This window comes from Streptomyces sp. LMG1-1-1.1, assembly GCF_040815545.1.
Taxonomy (GTDB): Bacteria; Actinomycetota; Actinomycetes; order Streptomycetales; family Streptomycetaceae; genus Streptomyces.
The window spans coordinates 101,533-118,772 of record NZ_JBFPNH010000001.1 but is presented as its reverse complement, the minus strand read 5'-3'; the positions used below and the strand labels follow the sequence as shown (position 1 = coordinate 118,772).

The 17,240-nt window shown below is 73.0% G+C and carries 13 protein-coding genes; 7 read left to right on the top strand and 6 right to left on the bottom strand.

The annotated features are described in order from the left end of the window. The first annotated feature begins 109 nt into the window (after nt 1-109). Nucleotides 110-1,567 carry a catalase gene (locus MRBLMG1_RS00335; protein ID WP_367819529.1) on the top strand — a complete coding sequence of 486 codons (1,458 nt, stop codon included), beginning with the start codon at nt 110-112 and terminating at the stop codon, nt 1,565-1,567. 348 nt (nt 1,568-1,915) lie between these two features. On the opposite strand, the gene MRBLMG1_RS00330 is transcribed toward MRBLMG1_RS00335, so the two are convergent. Then, complete coding sequence (locus tag MRBLMG1_RS00330) at nt 1,916-3,145, bottom strand: MFS transporter (RefSeq protein WP_367819528.1); 1,230 nt, start codon at nt 3,143-3,145, stop codon at nt 1,916-1,918. Nucleotides 3,146-3,348: 203 nt separating this feature from the next. Here MRBLMG1_RS00330 and MRBLMG1_RS00325 point away from each other — a divergent pair, with 203 nt between their 5' ends. Next, nucleotides 3,349-4,335: an ArsR/SmtB family transcription factor gene (locus MRBLMG1_RS00325; protein ID WP_367819527.1), complete on the top strand. Its 987-nt coding sequence runs from the start codon at nt 3,349-3,351 to the stop codon at nt 4,333-4,335. A gap of 111 nt (nt 4,336-4,446) precedes the next feature. Here MRBLMG1_RS00325 and gcl read toward each other — a convergent pair whose 3' ends face one another. After that, the gene (gene gcl, locus MRBLMG1_RS00320; protein WP_367820271.1) at nt 4,447-6,225 is read right to left on the bottom strand and encodes a glyoxylate carboligase; all 1,779 of its coding nucleotides are present in this window, start codon (nt 6,223-6,225) and stop codon (nt 4,447-4,449) included. A gap of 1,200 nt (nt 6,226-7,425) precedes the next feature. Here gcl and MRBLMG1_RS00310 point away from each other — a divergent pair. The 3 genes from MRBLMG1_RS00310 to MRBLMG1_RS00300 all read left to right on the top strand — a co-directional run bounded on the left by MRBLMG1_RS00310 (nt 7,426) and on the right by MRBLMG1_RS00300 (nt 9,371). Next, nucleotides 7,426-7,788, top strand: coding sequence for a hypothetical protein (locus MRBLMG1_RS00310; protein ID WP_414721448.1), 363 nt, complete (start codon nt 7,426-7,428; stop codon nt 7,786-7,788). A gap of 217 nt (nt 7,789-8,005) precedes the next feature. Next, nucleotides 8,006-8,836 (top strand): TIGR04222 domain-containing membrane protein, encoded by an 831-nt coding sequence (locus MRBLMG1_RS00305; protein ID WP_367819526.1) that lies wholly within the window; start codon nt 8,006-8,008, stop codon nt 8,834-8,836. Between the two features lie 19 nt (nt 8,837-8,855). Next, nucleotides 8,856-9,371, top strand: a complete 516-nt coding sequence (locus MRBLMG1_RS00300; RefSeq protein WP_367819525.1) for a GNAT family N-acetyltransferase — start codon at nt 8,856-8,858, stop codon at nt 9,369-9,371. 16 nt (nt 9,372-9,387) lie between these two features. Here MRBLMG1_RS00300 and MRBLMG1_RS00295 read toward each other — a convergent pair whose 3' ends face one another. Together MRBLMG1_RS00295 and MRBLMG1_RS00290 are read right to left on the bottom strand one after the other, a co-directional pair. Further along, nucleotides 9,388-11,001 (bottom strand): AMP-binding protein, encoded by a 1,614-nt coding sequence (locus tag MRBLMG1_RS00295; RefSeq protein ID WP_367819524.1) that lies wholly within the window; start codon nt 10,999-11,001, stop codon nt 9,388-9,390. After that, nucleotides 10,998-12,683, bottom strand: coding sequence for an AMP-binding protein (locus MRBLMG1_RS00290; RefSeq protein ID WP_367819523.1), 1,686 nt, complete (start codon nt 12,681-12,683; stop codon nt 10,998-11,000). The genes MRBLMG1_RS00295 and MRBLMG1_RS00290 overlap by 4 nt, the downstream gene beginning before the upstream one ends. Before the next feature lie 78 nt (nt 12,684-12,761). Between MRBLMG1_RS00290 and MRBLMG1_RS00285 the strand changes: the two genes are divergently transcribed. Next, nucleotides 12,762-13,607: a helix-turn-helix transcriptional regulator gene (locus MRBLMG1_RS00285; RefSeq protein ID WP_414721478.1), complete on the top strand. Its 846-nt coding sequence runs from the start codon at nt 12,762-12,764 to the stop codon at nt 13,605-13,607. Between the two features lie 125 nt (nt 13,608-13,732). Here the strand turns inward: MRBLMG1_RS00285 and MRBLMG1_RS00280 are convergent, their stop codons facing one another. Continuing rightward, nucleotides 13,733-14,845, bottom strand: a complete 1,113-nt coding sequence (locus tag MRBLMG1_RS00280) for a winged helix DNA-binding domain-containing protein (RefSeq protein ID WP_367819522.1) — start codon at nt 14,843-14,845, stop codon at nt 13,733-13,735. A 178-nt stretch (nt 14,846-15,023) separates the two neighbouring features. Between MRBLMG1_RS00280 and MRBLMG1_RS00275 the strand changes: the two genes are divergently transcribed. After that, nucleotides 15,024-16,130, top strand: coding sequence for a magnesium and cobalt transport protein CorA (locus tag MRBLMG1_RS00275; protein ID WP_367819521.1), 1,107 nt, complete (start codon nt 15,024-15,026; stop codon nt 16,128-16,130). An 85-nt stretch (nt 16,131-16,215) separates the two neighbouring features. On the opposite strand, the gene MRBLMG1_RS00270 is transcribed toward MRBLMG1_RS00275, so the two are convergent. Beyond that, nucleotides 16,216-17,172, bottom strand: coding sequence for a sigma-70 family RNA polymerase sigma factor (locus MRBLMG1_RS00270; RefSeq protein ID WP_367819520.1), 957 nt, complete (start codon nt 17,170-17,172; stop codon nt 16,216-16,218). Nucleotides 17,173-17,240: the final 68 nt, after the last annotated feature.

Genomic DNA, 17,240 nt, shown 5'->3' with positions numbered 1-17,240 from the left:
GCCGTCGGCCGGAACACCACACTTCCTTTTCAACAAACTGTTGACGTTACGTTCGAGCCGAATTTACGCTCCTCGGACCGTCAGCAGAGCTCCCGTACGGAAGGTCACGATGTCGAAGCGCGTGCTTACGACCGAGTCCGGCGCCCCCGTCGCCGACAACCAGAACTCCGCCACCGCCGGCGTCGGTGGCCCGATCCTCCTCCAGGACCAGCACCTCCTGGAGAAGCTCGCACGCTTCAACCGTGAGCGGATCCCGGAGCGCGTGGTGCACGCCCGCGGCTCCGGCGCGTACGGCTTCTTCGAGGTGACCGACGACGTCACCGGCTTCACGAAGGCCGCGTTCCTCTCCGAGGTCGGCAAGAAGACCGAGACGTTCATCCGGTTCTCCACCGTGGCCGACTCGCTCGGCGGCGCCGACGCCGTCCGCGACCCCCGCGGCTTCGCGCTGAAGTTCTACACCGAAGAGGGCAACTACGACCTCGTCGGCAACAACACCCCGGTGTTCTTCATCAAGGACCCGATCAAGTTCCCCGACTTCATCCACTCCCAGAAGCGCGACCCCTTCACGGGCAAGCAGGAGGCGGACAACGTCTGGGACTTCTGGGCCCACGCCCCCGAGGCGACCCACCAGATCACCTGGCTCATGGGCGACCGCGGCATCCCCGCCTCGTACCGCCACATGAACGGCTACGGCTCGCACACCTACCAGTGGACCAACGAGGCGGGCGAGGCCTTCTTCGTCAAGTACCACTTCAAGACGAACCAGGGCATCCGCAGCCTCTCCGCCGACCAGGCCGCCGAGCTCGTCGGCAAGGACGCGAACTCGCACCAGACGGACCTGCTCCAGGCGATCGAGCGCGGTGTGAACCCCTCGTGGACCCTGTACGTCCAGGTCATGCCGGCCGCCGAGGCCGCGGAGTACCGCTTCAACCCGTTCGACCTCACCAAGGTGTGGCCGCACGGCGACTACCCGCTCCAGCGCGTGGGCCGCCTGGTCCTCGACCGCAACCCGGAGAACGTCTTCGCCGAGGTCGAGCAGGCCGCCTTCTCGCCGAACAACTTCGTCCCGGGCATCGGCCCGTCGCCGGACAAGATGCTCCAGGGCCGTCTCTTCGCCTACGCGGACGCCCACCGCTACCGCCTCGGCGTGAACCACACCCTGCTGCCGGTGAACGCCCCCAAGGCGACCACGGCCCAGAACTACGGCCGGGACGGCTTCATGGCCACCCGCAACGGTTCGCGCCACGACAAGAACTACGAGCCCAACTCGTACCAGGGCCCGGCCCAGACCGACGCCGCGCTCTCCGCGCCGCTCGCGATCCACGGCTGGACCGGCACCCACGAGGCGCCCGCGCACGCCAAGGACGACGACTTCTTCCAGGCCGGTGAGCTCTACCGCCTGATGTCCGAGGACGAGAAGGGCCGTCTGGTCGCCAACATCGCCGGCGGCCTGTCCCAGGTGTCCCGCGAGGACGTCATCGAGAAGAACCTCGCGCACTTCGCCGCCGCCGACGTGGACTACGGCAAGCGCGTGGCCGAGGCCGTCCGCGCCCTGCGCGAGGACTGATCCTCGAAGAACACCCAGACTGCGTACGGCACCTGACGGGAGGTCAGTGCCGTGCGCGGTCCGGATCGCCGGCCCGGATGAGGGGTGGTCGGCGGACCGGACAAGCGTGAGGACCGCGGCGGTGCCGAGCCAGTGCGGTGGTAAGGGCGCAAGGCCCCCTTCTTGACCTGAAAGAAGGGACCGGCCGGCGCGCCCGTCGGCACCGCCGCGGTCCCAACGCCCCCCCTTCGGGGGCCCGAGAACTCCGCCCGGCGGCGCGAACGTCCTGTCGCGCCAGCCTCGTGCCGTCGGGCGGTATCAAGCGGAAGAGCGCGGAACCAGGTTTACGGTCCCTGGTTCCGCGCTCTTCTACGTCCGCGGGCATCCGGCCGGGCCCGCGCCCGTACCTCTCCGCTCGCCGGCCCCCGCCCCGTCCGCCCTCCGCTCGGCGCGCTCGGCCAGGGCGAGGCAGAGTGTCACGGCGAGCGAGGCGGCGGCGAGGGCCACCATCCCGGTACGCGGTGACGTGTACTGGGCGAGCGTGCCTGCCAGGGCGGCGCTCACCCCCTGGAGGGCGAGCATCCCCGAGGTGTGCAGCCCGAGGGCGTGACCGCTCAGCTCCTCCGGCACCAGCTCCATCAGCCGTTCCTGGTGCAGCAGGCTCGCCCCGTACCCGACCGCCGACACGGTCACGGCGGCGACCGCCAGCGGCAGCCCCGGGTCGAGGGCGAACAGCAGGAACGGGGCCGCGAGCAGCGCCTGGAGCGGGAAGCGGATCCGGCCGCGCAGCCGCGGCGGTACGAAGCGGCCGACGGCGGTGTCCCCGGCCAGCATCCCGAGCGCGCCGCACGCGAAGAGCAGCCCGGCGCGCTCGGGGGCGTACGGCACGAAGAGCGACTCGCAGCCGACGACCAACCCGTTCGGCACCCAGAGGGCGAGGTAGGCGCGGCGGCGGGCGGGCGAGGACCACAGCCGCGCGTTGCTCCGCCGGGTCTCGGCGACCGAGGGCCGGCCGGCGGCCCGGGGCGGGCGTTCCCCGAGGCCGAGGCGGGCGACGGCGGAGGCCGCGAGGTACAGCCCGGCGCCGGCGAGGACCGCGCCGCGCGGCGAGAGCAGCGCGACGAGGAGCCCGCCGGTGGCGAAGCCGCCGATCTGGCAGGCGCCGGAGGCCATGTTCGTCACCGCACGGCCGAGCAGGTACCGCTCGCGCGGGAGGATCTCGTTCAGGAGCCCGTAGCGCACCCCTCCGCCGAGCGAGGCCGCGAGCCCCTCGGCGAGGAGGACCGCGAAGACCGCCCAGGCCGGCAGCGCGGGGATCGCCAGGACGGCGGTGGCCACCGCGAAGAAGAGGGCGATGCCGGAGAGCGCGGCGCGCGGCGGCAGCCGGTCCGCGGCGGAGAGCAGCGTGGTCGCGCCGAGCAGCTGGGCGAGCGACGGCCCGAAGAGCGCGAGCGCGGACAGGAACGGCGAGCCCGTCGCGCGGAAGACGAGGGTGGCGAGACCGAGTCCCGCGACGGTCTGGGCGGCGGTCTGGGCCGAGCCGGCCAGGAAGAGCGGGGTGAACTCGGGCGTACGGAAGACGGTGCGGTAGCGGACCATGCGGGGAGTCTCGGTGGGGGACGGCCGCGTCGATATTGTTTCGCGCGGAGGCGAAACACCGGACCTGGGACCGCGGGGTGTCGGCCGCGCACCGTGGGGTGCCGGGTGCGCCCAGGCCCGCGGGAGGGTGGGGCACCGGGCCGCGCGGAGCGGGCGGGCGGGGCGCGCAGGGCGGGCGAGGGGCGAAGGGTGGGGTGGGCGGCGTGGGGTGGTGGCGGATCGGTACGGACTCGCTGGCCGGGAGCAGGTTCCTCGTGTCGCCGCTCGCCGAGACGGTCGCGGCGCTCAAGACCCTGCACGCGGCCGTGGGCGCCCACCCGGGCGAGCGGGCCTGGCTGGCCGCCCACCTGCCCGCGTACCGCGGCCGCCTGGCCGCCGAGCCCCTCGACGCGCTGCTCGTACGGGCCGCGCTCGGGCCCACCTGGAACGCCGACTTCCTGACGCCGACGCCCACCGGCGAGCACGAGCGGTCCTTCGAGGAGGAGGTCGCGGCGGTCCGTGACGCCGAACCGGGTGACGCCTCGGCCCAGTTGGAGGTGGCGGTCGGTGGTCCCGTTCCGGAGCCGCTGAGGTCGGCGGGGGATCTTCCGCGCCGGATGGCGGAGGTCCTGACCTGGGTGTGGCGGGAGACGGTGCTGCCCGACTGGCCGCGCCGCCGCAGGATCCTGGAGGCCGACGTGGTGGCGCGGACCGCCCGGCTGGGCCGGGGCGGCTGGGCGGCTGCCCTCGACGAACTCCACCCGGGGAGGCTGCGGTGGCTCGGTGACGGCCGTCTGCAGGTCAACACCCGCGCCTATCCCCCGCGTTCGGTCGACGGCGGCCGGCTGTTCTTCGTGCCGGTGACCCCGGACACCGGCTGGGTGTCGTGGGAGGGCACAGAACGGTTCGCGGTCGTGTACGCGTGCGCGGGCGTACTGGCGGACAGCGCGGGCCCGGTCGTACCGGAGGCGCTCGGCGCACTGCTCGGGACGGCGCGGGCCGGGGTGCTCGTACGACTCGAAACCCCCCTGTCCACCAGCCAGTTGGTGGCGCTGACCGGGCAGGGCCTCGGATCGGTGGGCCGGCACCTGAAGGTGCTGCGGGACGCCGGGCTCGTACGGCGGGGGCGGGCCGGACGGTCGGTGCTGTACGCGTGGACGGAGGCGGGCGCGGTGCTCGTCCGGGCGGCGGACCCGGCGGGCCGGCGGTGAACGCGAAACCGTGGCGAACGCGGGCGGTCGGTGAACGCGGGCCGGCCGTGCACGCGGGCGGCCCCCGCCCCGGTGCTCATCGGGGCGGGGGCCGTGTCACGGCTCCGGGGATCAGACCTGGAGGGCCTTGATCGCGGTCGGCGCGTGGCCGGGCTCGGTCGCGAGCTCCTCGAACTCGGTGACGTCGCTCATGTCGACCGTCTTGCTCATCGCGATGTTGGTGATGCGCTCCAGGATGGCCTCGACGACGACCGGGACCTGGTGCTCGACGGCCAGCTTCTTGGCCTCCTCCAGGGCCTCGCCCAGCTTGTCCGGGTCGGTGACGCGGATGGCCTTGACGCCCAGGCCCTCGGCGACCTTGACGTGGTCGACGCCGTAGACGCCGATCTCCGGGGTGTTGATGTTCTCGAACTCGAGGTTGACCTCGAAGTTGATGCCGAGGCCGCCCTGCGCCTGGCGGATCAGGCCGAGGTAGGCGTTGTTCACGAGGACGTGGACGTAGGGGACCTTGTGCTGGGCGGCGACCGCCAGCTCCTCGATCATGAACTGGAAGTCGTAGTCGCCGGAGAGCGCGACGACCGGGGTCTCCGGGTCGGCGGTGGCGGCACCGATCGCGGCCGGGATGGTCCAGCCGAGCGGGCCGGCCTGGCCGCAGTTGATCCAGTGGCGCGGCTTGTAGACGTGCAGGAACTGCGCGGCCGCGATCTGGGAGAGGCCGATGGTGGTGACGTACCGGGTCTCCGGGCCGAAGGCCTTGTTCATCTCCTCGTAGACGCGCTGCGGCTTCAGGGGGATGTTGTCGAAGTGCGTGCGGCGCTGGAGGGTGGCCTTGCGCTCCTGCGCGGAGGCGGCCCAGGCCGAGAAGTCGGGCAGCTTGCCCTCGGCCTTCAGCTCCTTGGCGATCTCGATGAAGAGTTCGAGCGCGGCCTTGGCGTCGGAGGCGATGCCGTAGTCCGGGGCGAAGATCTTGCCGAGCTGGGTGGGCTCGACGTCGACGTGGACGAACTTGCGGCCCTTGGTGTACGCGTCCAGGTTGTAGCCCGTGTGGCGGTTGGCCCAGCGGTTGCCGATGCCGAGGACGAAGTCCGACTCCAGGAAGGTCGCGTTGCCGTAGCGGTGCGCGGTCTGGACGCCGACCATGCCGGCGGCGAGCTCGTGGTCGTCCGGGATGGTGCCCCAGCCCATCAGCGTGGAGATCACCGGGATGCCGGTCAGCTCGGCGAACTCGACGAGCAGGTCGGTGGCGTCGGCGTTGATGATGCCGCCGCCGGCGACGATCAGCGGGCGCTCGGACTCCAGCAGGAAACTCAGCGCCTTCGCGGCCTGCGCGCGGGTGGCCCGCGGCTTGTAGACCGGCAGCGGCTCGTAGGTCTCCGGGTCGAACTCGATCTCGGTCAGCTGGACGTCGATCGGGAGGTCGATGAGGACCGGGCCGGGACGGCCGGAGCGCATCAGGTGGAAGGCCTGCTGGAAGACGCCGGGGACCTGCGCGGCCTCCAGGACGGTCGTGGCGGCCTTGGTCACCGGCTTGGCGATGGTGGCGATGTCGACGGCCTGGAAGTCCTCCTTGTGGAGCTTCGAGACCGGAGCCTGGCCGGTGATGCAGAGGATCGGGATCGAGTCCGCGATGGCCGAGTACAGGCCGGTGATCATGTCGGTGCCGGCGGGGCCGGACGTCCCGATGCAGACGCCGATGTTGCCGGCCTTGGCCCGGGTGTAGCCCTCGGCCATGTGGGACGCGCCCTCGACGTGGCGGGCGAGCGTGTGGCCGACGCCGCCCACGTTCTTGAGCTCGCGGTAGAAGGGGTTGATCGCCGCGCCGGGGACGCCGAACGCCTGGGTGACGCCTTCGCGCTTGAGGATCTCAACGGCCGCTGCGGCGGCGGTCATACGAGGCATGGGAGTGCTCCTGCTTCGGCCGGTCGGATGCGGGCACGCGCTGCGACTCGGGGCGCTTCGCGGGCCGGTTTCCGTAATGCGGAAATACTGTTCTGCTATACGGAAGCAATGTAGGTGGGGTCACGGAGGGCCGTCAAGAGAAGTCCGCCCCGCGGGATCACCGAAGTGGCCGAACACCCTCCCCCGAGGTGGCGGATGGGTGGACGATGGGGCGGAACGACAGGGGGTTGGGTTGTGGGCGATTCCGTACCGGTGCGCTGCCCGGAGTGCCAGCGCACGCAGGCGTACGCGGCGCCGGTCTTCCCCTGCGCGTGCGGCAGCCCCGTGGCGCCGCCGGTGACGGCCGGCGCGACCGCGGAGCCCATCACGCACCGGAACTGGACCGACGAATGGGTCACCGTCCGCTGCGGTGCCTGCGGCCGCGAGGACGACTGGCCCCACCCCGAGCTCGGCTGTTCCTGCGGCACGGTCCTCCGCGTCCCCGTACGCCCGGTGACCGACCCCGCCCCGCCGACGCCCTCCGGCACCGGCGCCCCCGCCCCCGCGACCTCCCCGTCCCACCCCGGCCCCGCGCCGGGACCTGACCACACCGGGCCTTCCCTCACCGCCCCGGGCGCCTCCCCGCGGTACGGCGACGCGGCGCCCGGCGCCCCCGGCGGCCGGCCCCCCTCCGCCCCCGGACCCGCCGACGGACCCTCCGTGCCCTGGCCGGAAACGGCACACGGGCGGGGAGGCGCCGACGCGGGCGGTGGCGGGACCGCCCGGTCACGTGCCGCCGGGCCCGGCTCCGACTGGTTCGGCAGGGGGCCCGCGGCGCGGGCCGACGGCGCACGCACGGACGGGCAGCGGGGCGAAGGACCCCGGGGCGAAGGGCCCGGCGCCGACGGTCCGCGTCCCGATGGTTCTCGTACCGACGGATCACGTACCGACGGTTCACGTGCCGACGATTCCGGTGCCGACGATCCCCATGCTGACGATTCCCGTGCCGACGGTCCGCGTTCCGACGGTCCGCGCTCCGGCGGGCACGACCGGGGGCATGCGGCCGCCGGACCCGGGGCGGCCGCGCAGAGCGCGGCGGGGGTGCCGCCGCGGGTGGGTGCGCACCGTTCGTTCGCGGAGCGGTATCCGGCGCACATTCCGCTGCCGCCGACGGCTCCGCGGCCGGCTCCCGTACGCGGGGCCTTCCGGCCGGTGACCATCAGGACGGCGCGGGACGCGGTGGCCGCGGCGGCGGGGTATCTGCGGTGGCTCGGGTTCAGGGATGTCGTCCAGCCCGAGGAGCGGCCGGTCTCCGGGGTGGACCTGCGGGCGCCCGGGCTGGTCGCCCAGGTCGACCCGAGCACCCGGCAGACCGGGCTGCGGGCGGTCGAGTGCCTCTGGCTGAACGGGCTGAGCGCCTCCGCGGTGAGCGTCTTCTTCTCGCTCGCCGGCTACACCCCGGAGGCCCGTTCGCGCGCCGCCGAGATCGGTCTCCCGCTGTTCGTGCTCGACCTGACCGGCACCCCGCAGCCGGTGAACCACGCGGCGGACGAACTGGCGGCCGGCGGAGCCTGAGGGACGGGACCCCATCCCTCAGGCTCCGCGGAGCATGCGGGGCGGGACCCCAGCGCGGTCGGCGGAGCATGCGGGGCGGGACCCCGTCGTCGGCGCCGCGCTCGCGCCCCCGCACGTCCCTTCCCGTCCCGTCCACGACACCTCGGCATCCGAAACCGGCCATTCACGCGTGACGATCATGTTCCGCCGGGCACAACACCCTCTGGGGGTGGGTGTCATGACGACGGGGATGTGGTGGTTCATCGGTGCCGCGTGGGGGGAACTCCTTCTCGCCGCCGCGCTGTTGCGAACCCGCAGCCGGGAAAGCGGTGCGCCGTGCGGGGACGAGGTGCCGCCGCCGCAGGTGCTCGCGCTGCTGCGGGGCGGACGGCGGGCGGCGGTGACCGTCGCGCTCGTGGCCCTGCACCAGCGCGGGGCGGTCGCGGCGGGCCGCAAACATACGATTCGGGCCAACGGCGGTCCGGGGCGCACCAGCGACCCCGTCCAGCTCGGCGTGCACGGGGCGCTCCACCGGGCGTTCGGGCTGCGGGCCCTCGCCTCGCGGCCCGAGGCGCGGCGGGCCGTGGACGCGCTGCGGGCCGAACTCCGCGGGTCCGGCCTGCTGCGGCCGCTCGCGCGGTTGTGGGCGGCCCGGGTGCTCCTGGGCTGTGTGCCGCTGACGGTGGTGGCGGGCGCGGCGGCGGGGCTGTTCACACCGGAAGCCTCCGGCACCCACATCGCCGCGGCGGTCGCCGCCGGTGTGCCGCCGGTCCTGGCGGCGGTCGTGCTGCTGCGGCTGCCGCCCACCACGCGGGCGGCGGGGCGGCTGCTCGACGGCCTGCGGGAGCGGTATCCGCTGCCGGCCCACCGGAGCGAGGTCACCGACGGGCGGCTCGTCCAGCTGTACGTCGCCCTCTACGGCGATCCGGCGCTCGCGCTGTTCCTGCCGCGCTTCTCCCGGGAGGGCGGTCTCCTCGACCGGCCCGACGACGACGGGCCGATCGGCGGCGGGTACGGAAACAGGCCGCCTCCGGAGCCGGGTCCGAGCGCGGGCGGCCCTTCCCGGTGACGCCGCGCCATACTGTGCTATGCGCATCAGAGCGGCCGCTCCGGCCGAACTCCCGCTGCTCCAGGACATCGAACGGGCGGCGGGCGAGCCGTTCCGTTCCCTCGGCATGGCGGCGATCGCCGATGACGACCCGTTGCCCCTGGACGTCCTGGAGGCTTACCGCCGCGCGGGCCGGGCCTGGGTGGCGGTGGACGCCGCCGACCGCCCGGTCGCGTATCTGCTCGCCGACACGGTCGACGGCTCCGCCCACATCGAGCAGGTGTCGGTGCACCCGGACGCCGCCCGCCGTGGCGTCGGCCGGGCGCTGATCGAGCACCTGGCGGCGGCCGCCAGGGAGCAGGGCCTGGCAGCGCTGACCCTGACCACGTTCACCGAGGTCCCGTGGAACGCCCCGTACTACGCACGGCTCGGCTTCCGGCCGCTCGCCGAGTCCGACCCGGCCCTCACCGAGGGCCTGCTCGCCATCAGCCGCGCGGAGGCGGCCCACGGCCTGTCCGCCTGGCCCCGGATCTGCATGCGCAGGGAGGTCTGCTGACGCGGACCGGCCGGTCTCAGGCGGGGCCGTAGCGCTGCCGCAGTTCCACCTTCCTGACCTTGCCGCTGACCGTCATGGGGAACTCGGTGAGGATCTCCACCCGGCGCGGGATCTTGTAGTGGGCGAGCCGGTCGCGGCAGAAGCCCGTGACGTCCTCCAGGGTCGGGGGGTCGGCGGGGTCGCGCGGGATGACGCAGGCCAGGATCTCCTCGCCGTACCGCTCGTCGGGGACGCCGACGACCTGGACGTCGGCGATCTTGGGGTGCCCGTAGAGGAACTCCTCGATCTCGCGCGGGTACACGTTCTCGCCGCCGCGGATGATCATGTCCTTGATGCGGCCGACGATCTGGACGTAGCCGTCGGCGCGCATCACGGCCAGGTCGCCGGTGTGCATCCAGCGCCCGGCGTCGACGGCCTCGGCGGTCTTCCCCGGCTCGTCCCAGTAGCCGAGCATCACGCTGTAGCCGCGGGTGCACAGCTCCCCGGCCGTGCCCCGCTCGACGGTGAGGCCGGTGGCCGGGTCGACGACCTTCACCTCGACGTGGGGCATGACCCGGCCGACGGTGCCGGTGCGGCGCTCCAGGTCGTCGTCGCGGCGGGTCTGGGTGGAGACGGGCGAGGTCTCGGTCATGCCGTAGCAGATCGACACCTCGGCCATGTTCATCTCGGCGACGACCCGCTTCATCACCTCCACCGGGCACGGCGAGCCCGCCATGATCCCGGTGCGGAGGGTGGAGAGGTCGTACGCCGCGAAGTCCGGCAGGTTGAGCTCGGCGATGAACATCGTCGGTACCCCGTAGAGGGAGGTGCAGCGCTCCTCCTGCACCGCCCGGAGGGTGGCGGCGGGGTCGAAGGAGGGGGCCGGGATGACCATGCACGCGCCGTGCGAGGTGGCCGCCAGGTTCCCCATCACCATGCCGAAGCAGTGGTAGAAGGGCACCGGGATGCAGATCCGGTCCTGCTCGGTGTAGGCGATCATCTCGCCGACGAAGTAGCCGTTGTTGAGGATGTTGTGGTGGGAGAGCGTGGCGCCCTTGGGGAAGCCCGTGGTCCCCGAGGTGTACTGGATGTTGACGGGTTCGTCGCAGGAGAGCGGCTCCGGGCGCAGCTCGCCGGCCGTGCGGCCGAGGAGTTCGTCCCAGCTCGCGTCCCCGAAGTAGACGGCCTCGCGCAACCGCGGGCACTGCGGGCGCACCTGCTCGACCATGGCCCGGTAGTCGCTGGTCTTGTGGGCGAGCGAGGCGAACAGCAGGGTGATCCCGGCCTGGTCGAGGACGTACGCCAACTCGTGTGCGCGGTAAGCCGGGTTGATGTTGACCATCACGGCGCCGATGCGGGCGGTGGCGTACTGGACGAGGACCCATTCGGCGCAGTTCACCGCCCAGATGCCGACCCGGTCGCCCTTCCGCACCCCGCTGCCGAGCAGCGCCCCGGCCAACCGGTCGACGTCCGCGCCGAATTCGGCGTACGTCCAGCGCCGTCCGGTGGGCACGTCGACGAGTGCCTCCCGGTCCGGCCAGGCGGCGACGGCCCGGTCGAGGTTGGCGCCGATGGTGTCGCCGAGGAGCGCGGTGGTGGACACCCCGTGTGCGTACGAGAGTTCCGAGGTGCCGTCCGTCGTGCCGGTCATCCGAGGTCCCCTTCCACGTACTCCCTGCCGCCGCCCTCTGCGGTGAGGCGGCGCAGTTCCACCCGGCGGATCTTGCCGGAGACGGTCTTGGGGAGCTCGGCGAACTCGATGCGGCGGACGCGCTTGTACGGGGCGAGGACCGCGCGCGAGTGGGCGAAGAGCGCCTTCGCGGTCTCCTCGTCCGGCTGCCAGCCGGCGGCGAGGACGACGTACGCCTTCGGCACGGCGAGCCGCACCGGGTCGGGGGCGGGGACGACGGCCGCCTCCGCGACGGCCTCGTGCTCCAGGAGTGCGCTCTCCAGCTCGAAGGGGCTGATCTTGTAGTCGGAGGCCTTGAAGACGTCGTCCGAGCGGCCGACGTAGAAGACGTAGCCGTCCGCGTCGCGGGAGCCGATGTCACCGGTGCGGTAGTAGCCGTCCGCCATCGCCTCGGCCGTACGCTCCGGGTCTCCGTGGTAGCCGGTCATCAGGCCCACCGGGTGGGCGGACAGGTCGAGGCAGATCTCGCCCTCCTCGACGCCGGGCCGACCGGTCACCGGGTCGACGAGGGTGACGCGGAATCCGGGGCTCGGGCGGCCCATGGAGCCCTCCTTGAGCCGCTGACCGGGGCTGTTGGAGACCTGTACGGCCGTCTCGGTCTGGCCGAAGCCGTCCCGGATGGTGACCCCCCAGGCGCGCCGGACGGACTCGATGACCTCGGGGTTGAGAGGTTCGCCGGCGGCGACGACCTCGCGGGGCGGGGTCTTCAGCTGGCCGAGGTCGGCCTGGATGAGCATCCGCCAGACGGTCGGCGGGGCGCAGAAGCTGGTGACGCCGTTGCGGTCCATCTCGCTCATCAGCCGCGCCGGGTCGAAGCGCGTGTAGTTGTGGATGAAGACGGTCGCCTCCGCGTTCCACGGGGCGAACAGGTTGGACCAGGCGTGCTTGGCCCAGCCCGGCGAGGAGATGTTGAGGTGCACGTCGCCGGGCTTGAGGCCGATCCAGTACATCGTCGAGAGGTGCCCGACCGGGTACGAGGTGTGGGTGTGCTCGACGAGCTTGGGGCGGGCGGTGGTGCCGGAGGTGAAGTACAGCATGAGCGGGTCGCCGGCGAGGGTGGCGCCGTCGGGCTCGAAGTCGGCGGACTCGCGGGCCGCGTCCTCGTAACCGAGCCAGCTCACCCCGTCGCCGCCGACCGCGATCCGGGTGTAGTCGCCGGGCACCTCGTCGAACTTGGCCGTGTCCTCGGCGCGCACGATCACATGCCGGGCGCGGCCCCGGTCGACGCGGTCGCGCAGGTCGGCGGGGCCGAGGAGCGGGGTCGCGGGGATGACGACGGCGCGCAGCTTCATCGCGGCGAGCACGGTCTCCCACAGCTCGGCCTGGTTGCCGAGCATCACGATGATCCGGTCGCCGGCGCGCACGCCCTGGGCGCGCAGCCAGTTCGCGACCCGGTTCGAGCGGGCGGACATCCCGGCGAAGGACACCTTCGTCTCGGAGCCGTCCTCCTCGACGATGTGCAGGGCGGTCCGGTCGTTGCCCTCGGCGATGACGTCGAACCATTCGAGCGCCCAGTTGAAACGGTCGGGCCGGGGCCAGGCGAAGCCCTCGTAGGCCGTCTCGTAGTCGTCGCGATGCCGGAGCAGGAAGTCCCGGGCCGTCCGGAACGCCTCCGTCGCACTGGTCGCGCTCGCTGCCGTCATGTGTCCTCCTCGTTGCGGGACCGGTCCCGGACATCGTGTAATCAGTGACCCAGGTCTCACTACCCCCGTTCGGGGGTGATCCAGACCGACGACGACGGGGAGGGAACGGTGCGCGAGCACGTCGAATCGGTGGAGCTGCGCGGCGCGCTGCTGCGCCTGCGCCGCACCACCGGCCTTCCGGTGGTCTTCGGCGGGCTGCTCCACGAGACCCGCGGCATGCGGATCGCCGAGCTGAACGGGGCGGTGACCCCGGCGCTGCACGGGCTCGCCATCTCGGCCGGCTCCGGTCTCGGCGGGAAGTGCCTGGCCCTCTCCCGCCCCTGCGCCGTCACGGACTACCCCTCGGCCCAGCACATCACGCACGAGTACGACGGCCCCGTCTCCGCGGAAGGCCTCCGCTCGGTGATCGCGGTGCCCGTCGTCGTACGCCGCAAGGTGCGCGGCGTGCTGTACGGGGCGCTGCGCGACGCCCTCCCGATCGGCGAACGCGTCTTCGACGCGGCGGTCGCGGCGGCCCGTGACGTGGAGCAGGCCCTCGCCGTACGCGACGAGGTCCACCGGCTCCTCGCGCCGCCGTCCCCCGGGCCGTCCTGGGAGGAGGTGCGGCAGGCCTACGGCGAACTGCGCGAACTGGCACCCCGCGTGACCGACCCCGAGCTGCGGGACCGCCTCCTCGCCGTCTGCGGCCGCCTCCGGTCCGCCGCCGGCACCTCGGCCCCCGTCCCCGGCCTCACCCTCACCCCCCGCGAGACCGACGTCCTCGCCGCCGTCGCGTCCGGTGCCACGAACGCCACGGCCGCCCGCCGGCTCGGCCTCCGCCCGGAGACGGTCAAGGGCTACCTCCGCTCGGCCATGCGCAAGCTCGGCGCCCACACCCGGACGGAGGCGGTGGTGGCGGCCCGCAGGGCGGGGGCACTGCCGTGACGGGCCGGGGCGGGCCGCTGTCGTGACGGGCGCCGGGGTCGGGTCGCTGTCGCGGCGCCGGGGCCGGGCGGGCCCGGCGCCATGGCGGGCCTACCCCGATCGCGGGCCAGGCGGGCCTGCCCCGATCACGGGCCCTCGTGGACGATGTCGTACGGGGTGCCGGGCGGCGTCAGGAGCAGGAGGGTCCGCTCGGCCTCGGCGGTGAGGGCGGTGCGCGTGGCGCGCGTCAGGGGCGCGAAGGGTTCGATGGTGAGGGTCGTGCGGTCCTTCGCCTCGTCGAGGCGCCAGATGCCGGCGAGGAAGCCGTCGACGAGGAACGTGCGGTGCGCCTGGTTGCCGGTCCAGGTCCGGCCGTGGTGCTCGGCGGGGACGACGCGGGTGCGGTCGGCGTGCGAGAGGAGCAGGTTGTCGAACTCGGGGAGGAGGCGGGGCGGGGCAGGCGTGTCCTCGTCGGGGCGGGGCGCGTCGGGGAGGTCGAAGAGCTCCGTGCCGCGCTCGTCCCGGAACACGAGGAGCTCGGGCCGCAGCCGCTCGAAGGCGGGACGGAGGCGGGTGAGACCGCACCAGGTCTGCATGTCCTGCACGGAGGCGGGGCCGAAGGCGCCGAGGTAGCGCCGTACGGTCTCGTCGATCTCGGCGGCCTCGCCGTCGGGGTCGCCGAACCACACACGGGTGGTGGTGAGCGCGACCTGTCCGCTCCGCCTCCACAGGCCGCGCGGCGTGACCTGCACCATCAGGAGGAGGCAGCGGGCGGCGATGGTCAGCGCCAGCGGGTCGGCCTCCGGCCATTCCACGAGCAGCCGCTCCCGCAGGTCCTTGGGGGTGCGGGGCCGCTCCTCGACGTACTCGGTCGCCACGGCGGCGAGCCGGTCGAGGTCGGTGCCGTCGAGCCCCTTGCGGAACATCTTCAGCTCCCGGTCGATCGCCCCGGCCTGCACGAGCCGGCGCAGGCCGACGGCGTCGCGCGCGGTGTGCGTGTGGACGGTCGACCGGAGCGAGACGATGCGGGCGACCCGCCGCGACTCCATCAGGGCCGACAGGTCCTCGGGCCGGAACCCGTCCAGGCGTGCGGCGAGCGCGTAGTACGGGGGCTTGGTGTTCTGGGCCTGGAGGCCGACGAGGTGCGCCACGGCCTCCTCCGCCCCGAGCGCGGCGGGGCGCAGGAGCAGTTGCCGGTCGAGGGTGGCACGGTTCAGGGCGCGGGTGCCGAGCACGGGGTGCGACGTCTTGAGGGCCATGATCGGCACACTACCGAGGCTTGCGGACAGCTTCCGTCCTGAATGCCGACCCGACCGAGATCCGGACGGGAGTGATTCACCCCATATATCCTGCTCTCGGCCCCTAGGGCCCGCTCCAGTCCCGGAGAGTTCCGGCCTCCGGGCTCCCGCCCCGCAGACCGAGGAGGAGTGCGCGACGATGTCCGAACGCCGCCCCCGCGCGGCCTGGCGCCGCCACCCCGAACCACCGGCCGCGACCTCGTCGGCACAGCCGCCCCCGGCGGAGCCGAGCGTCGTGCAGTCGACGCTCTACCGCGACGGCCGCCGGGTCTCCTCCCCCGCCACCCTCGCGGACACCTTCCGCCAGCTGCGCGAGCACCCCGACGGCATGGCCTGGATCGGGCTCCAGCGCCCCACCGAGGAGGAACTCCACTCCCTGGCCGCGGAGTTCGACCTGCACGAACTGGCCGTCGAAGACGCCCTCGAAGCCCACCAGCGCCCCAAGCTGGAGCGGTACGGCGACACGCTCTTCGTCGTCCTGCGCGCCGCCCGCTACCTCGACGCCCCCGAAGAGGTCGACTTCGGCGAACTCCACCTCTTCGTCGGCCCCGACTTCCTCATCACCGTCCGCCACGGCGACGCCCCGGACCTCTCGGCCGTCCGCCTCCGCATGGAGCAGAACCCGGACCTCCTCGCCCTCGGCCCCGAAGCCGTTCTCTACGCCATCCTCGACGCGGTCGTCGACGGCTACGTCCCCGTCGTCGCCGGCGTCCAGAACGACATCGACGAGATCGAGACCGAAGTCTTCGGCGGCGACCCCGCCGTCTCCCGCCGCATCTACGAACTCTCCCGCGAAATGGTCGAGTTCCAACGCGCCACCCGCCCCCTCGTCGGCATGCTCCACGCCCTCATGGCCGGCTTCGCCAAATACGGCACCGACGACGAACTCCAGCGCTACCTCCGCGACGTCGCCGACCACGTCACCCACACCAGCGAACGCGTCGACGGCTTCCGCCAAGCCCTCGCCGACATCCTCACCGTCAACGCCACCCTCGTCACCCAGCAACAGAACGCCGAAATGCGCGCCCTCGCCGAAGCCGGCTTCCAACAGAACGAAGAGATCAAGAAGATCTCCGCCTGGGCCGCCATCCTCTTCGCGCCCACCCTCGTCGGAACGATCTACGGCATGAACTTCGACTCCATGCCGGAGCTGCACTGGGCGGGCGGATACCCGTTCGCGATCCTGCTGATGGCGGTCGTCTGCACGAGCCTGTACGTCATCTTCAAGAAGCGGGACTGGCTGTAGGAGGCGGACGGCGTCTCCGCGACCTGATGCTCGACGGCCTCGTCGCGGGGCGGACGGTGGCGGACCGTCAGCGGATGGTGGCGGGTCACCAATGGGCGATGAGGGGGGTGTCCGGGCCGTGGTGTCGCCAGGCTGCGGTGAGGCGGGCGAGGCGGGTGGGGGCGGAGATGCCGCGGACGGTGGCGATCCTGGTGCCGGCGACGTCGAAGGTCACGGCGCCGATGACCTGGTCGCCGAGGACGAAGAGGAGGGCGGGGGCGCCGTTGACGGTCGCGTAGTGGAGGGCGGGCGTGCCTCCGGCCAGGCGGCGCTTCGCGGGGGTGGGCTTGAAGCCGGCCCGTACGACGGCGGCGATGCGGTGCGGGGAGTCGTAGCGCAGCAGCTTGTCGGCGAGGCCGCCGGCGCCGTCGGAGATCGCGGTCGCGTCGTCGGTGAGCAGCGCGACGAGGCGTTCGGTGCGTCCCGAGGAGGCGGCGGCGAGGAATTCCTCGACGATCCTCCGGGCCGATGCCGGGTCGACTTCGCCGCCGCCTCGGCGGGCGGCGGTGACGCGGCGCCGGGCGCGGTGGAGGTGCTGCTGGCTCGCGGACTCGGTGATGTCGAGGATCTCGGCGATCTCGGCGTGGCTGTAGGAGAAGGCCTCGCGCAGGACGTAGACGGCCCGTTCGAGGGGTGACAGGCGCTCCATGAGCGTCAGTACGGCCAGGGAGACCGATTCGCGCTGCTCGAAGGTGTCGGCCGGGCCGAGCAACGCGTCGCCGTCGAGGAGCGGTTCGGGCAGCCAGGCGCCCGCGGTGCGTTCGCGGCGGGCCTGTGCCGAGCGGAGCCGGTCCAGGCACAGGTTGGTGACGACCTTGGTCAGCCATGCCTCCGGCACCTTGATCCGCTGCCGGTCCGCGGCCTGCCAGTGCAGGAACGCGTCCTGGACGGCGTCTTCGGCGTCGGTGGCGGAGCCGAGCAGCCGGTACGCCAACGAGGCGAGTCGGCTCCGGCCGGCCTCGAACCGGTCGGTGTCGAAGCGATCGGCTGTGGTGCTGTCCATGCGGGCCACCCTAGACGGTTCTGTTGAAGGCTCTTCTCGGGCCAAGTGGCCCGTACGAGGGGGCAATC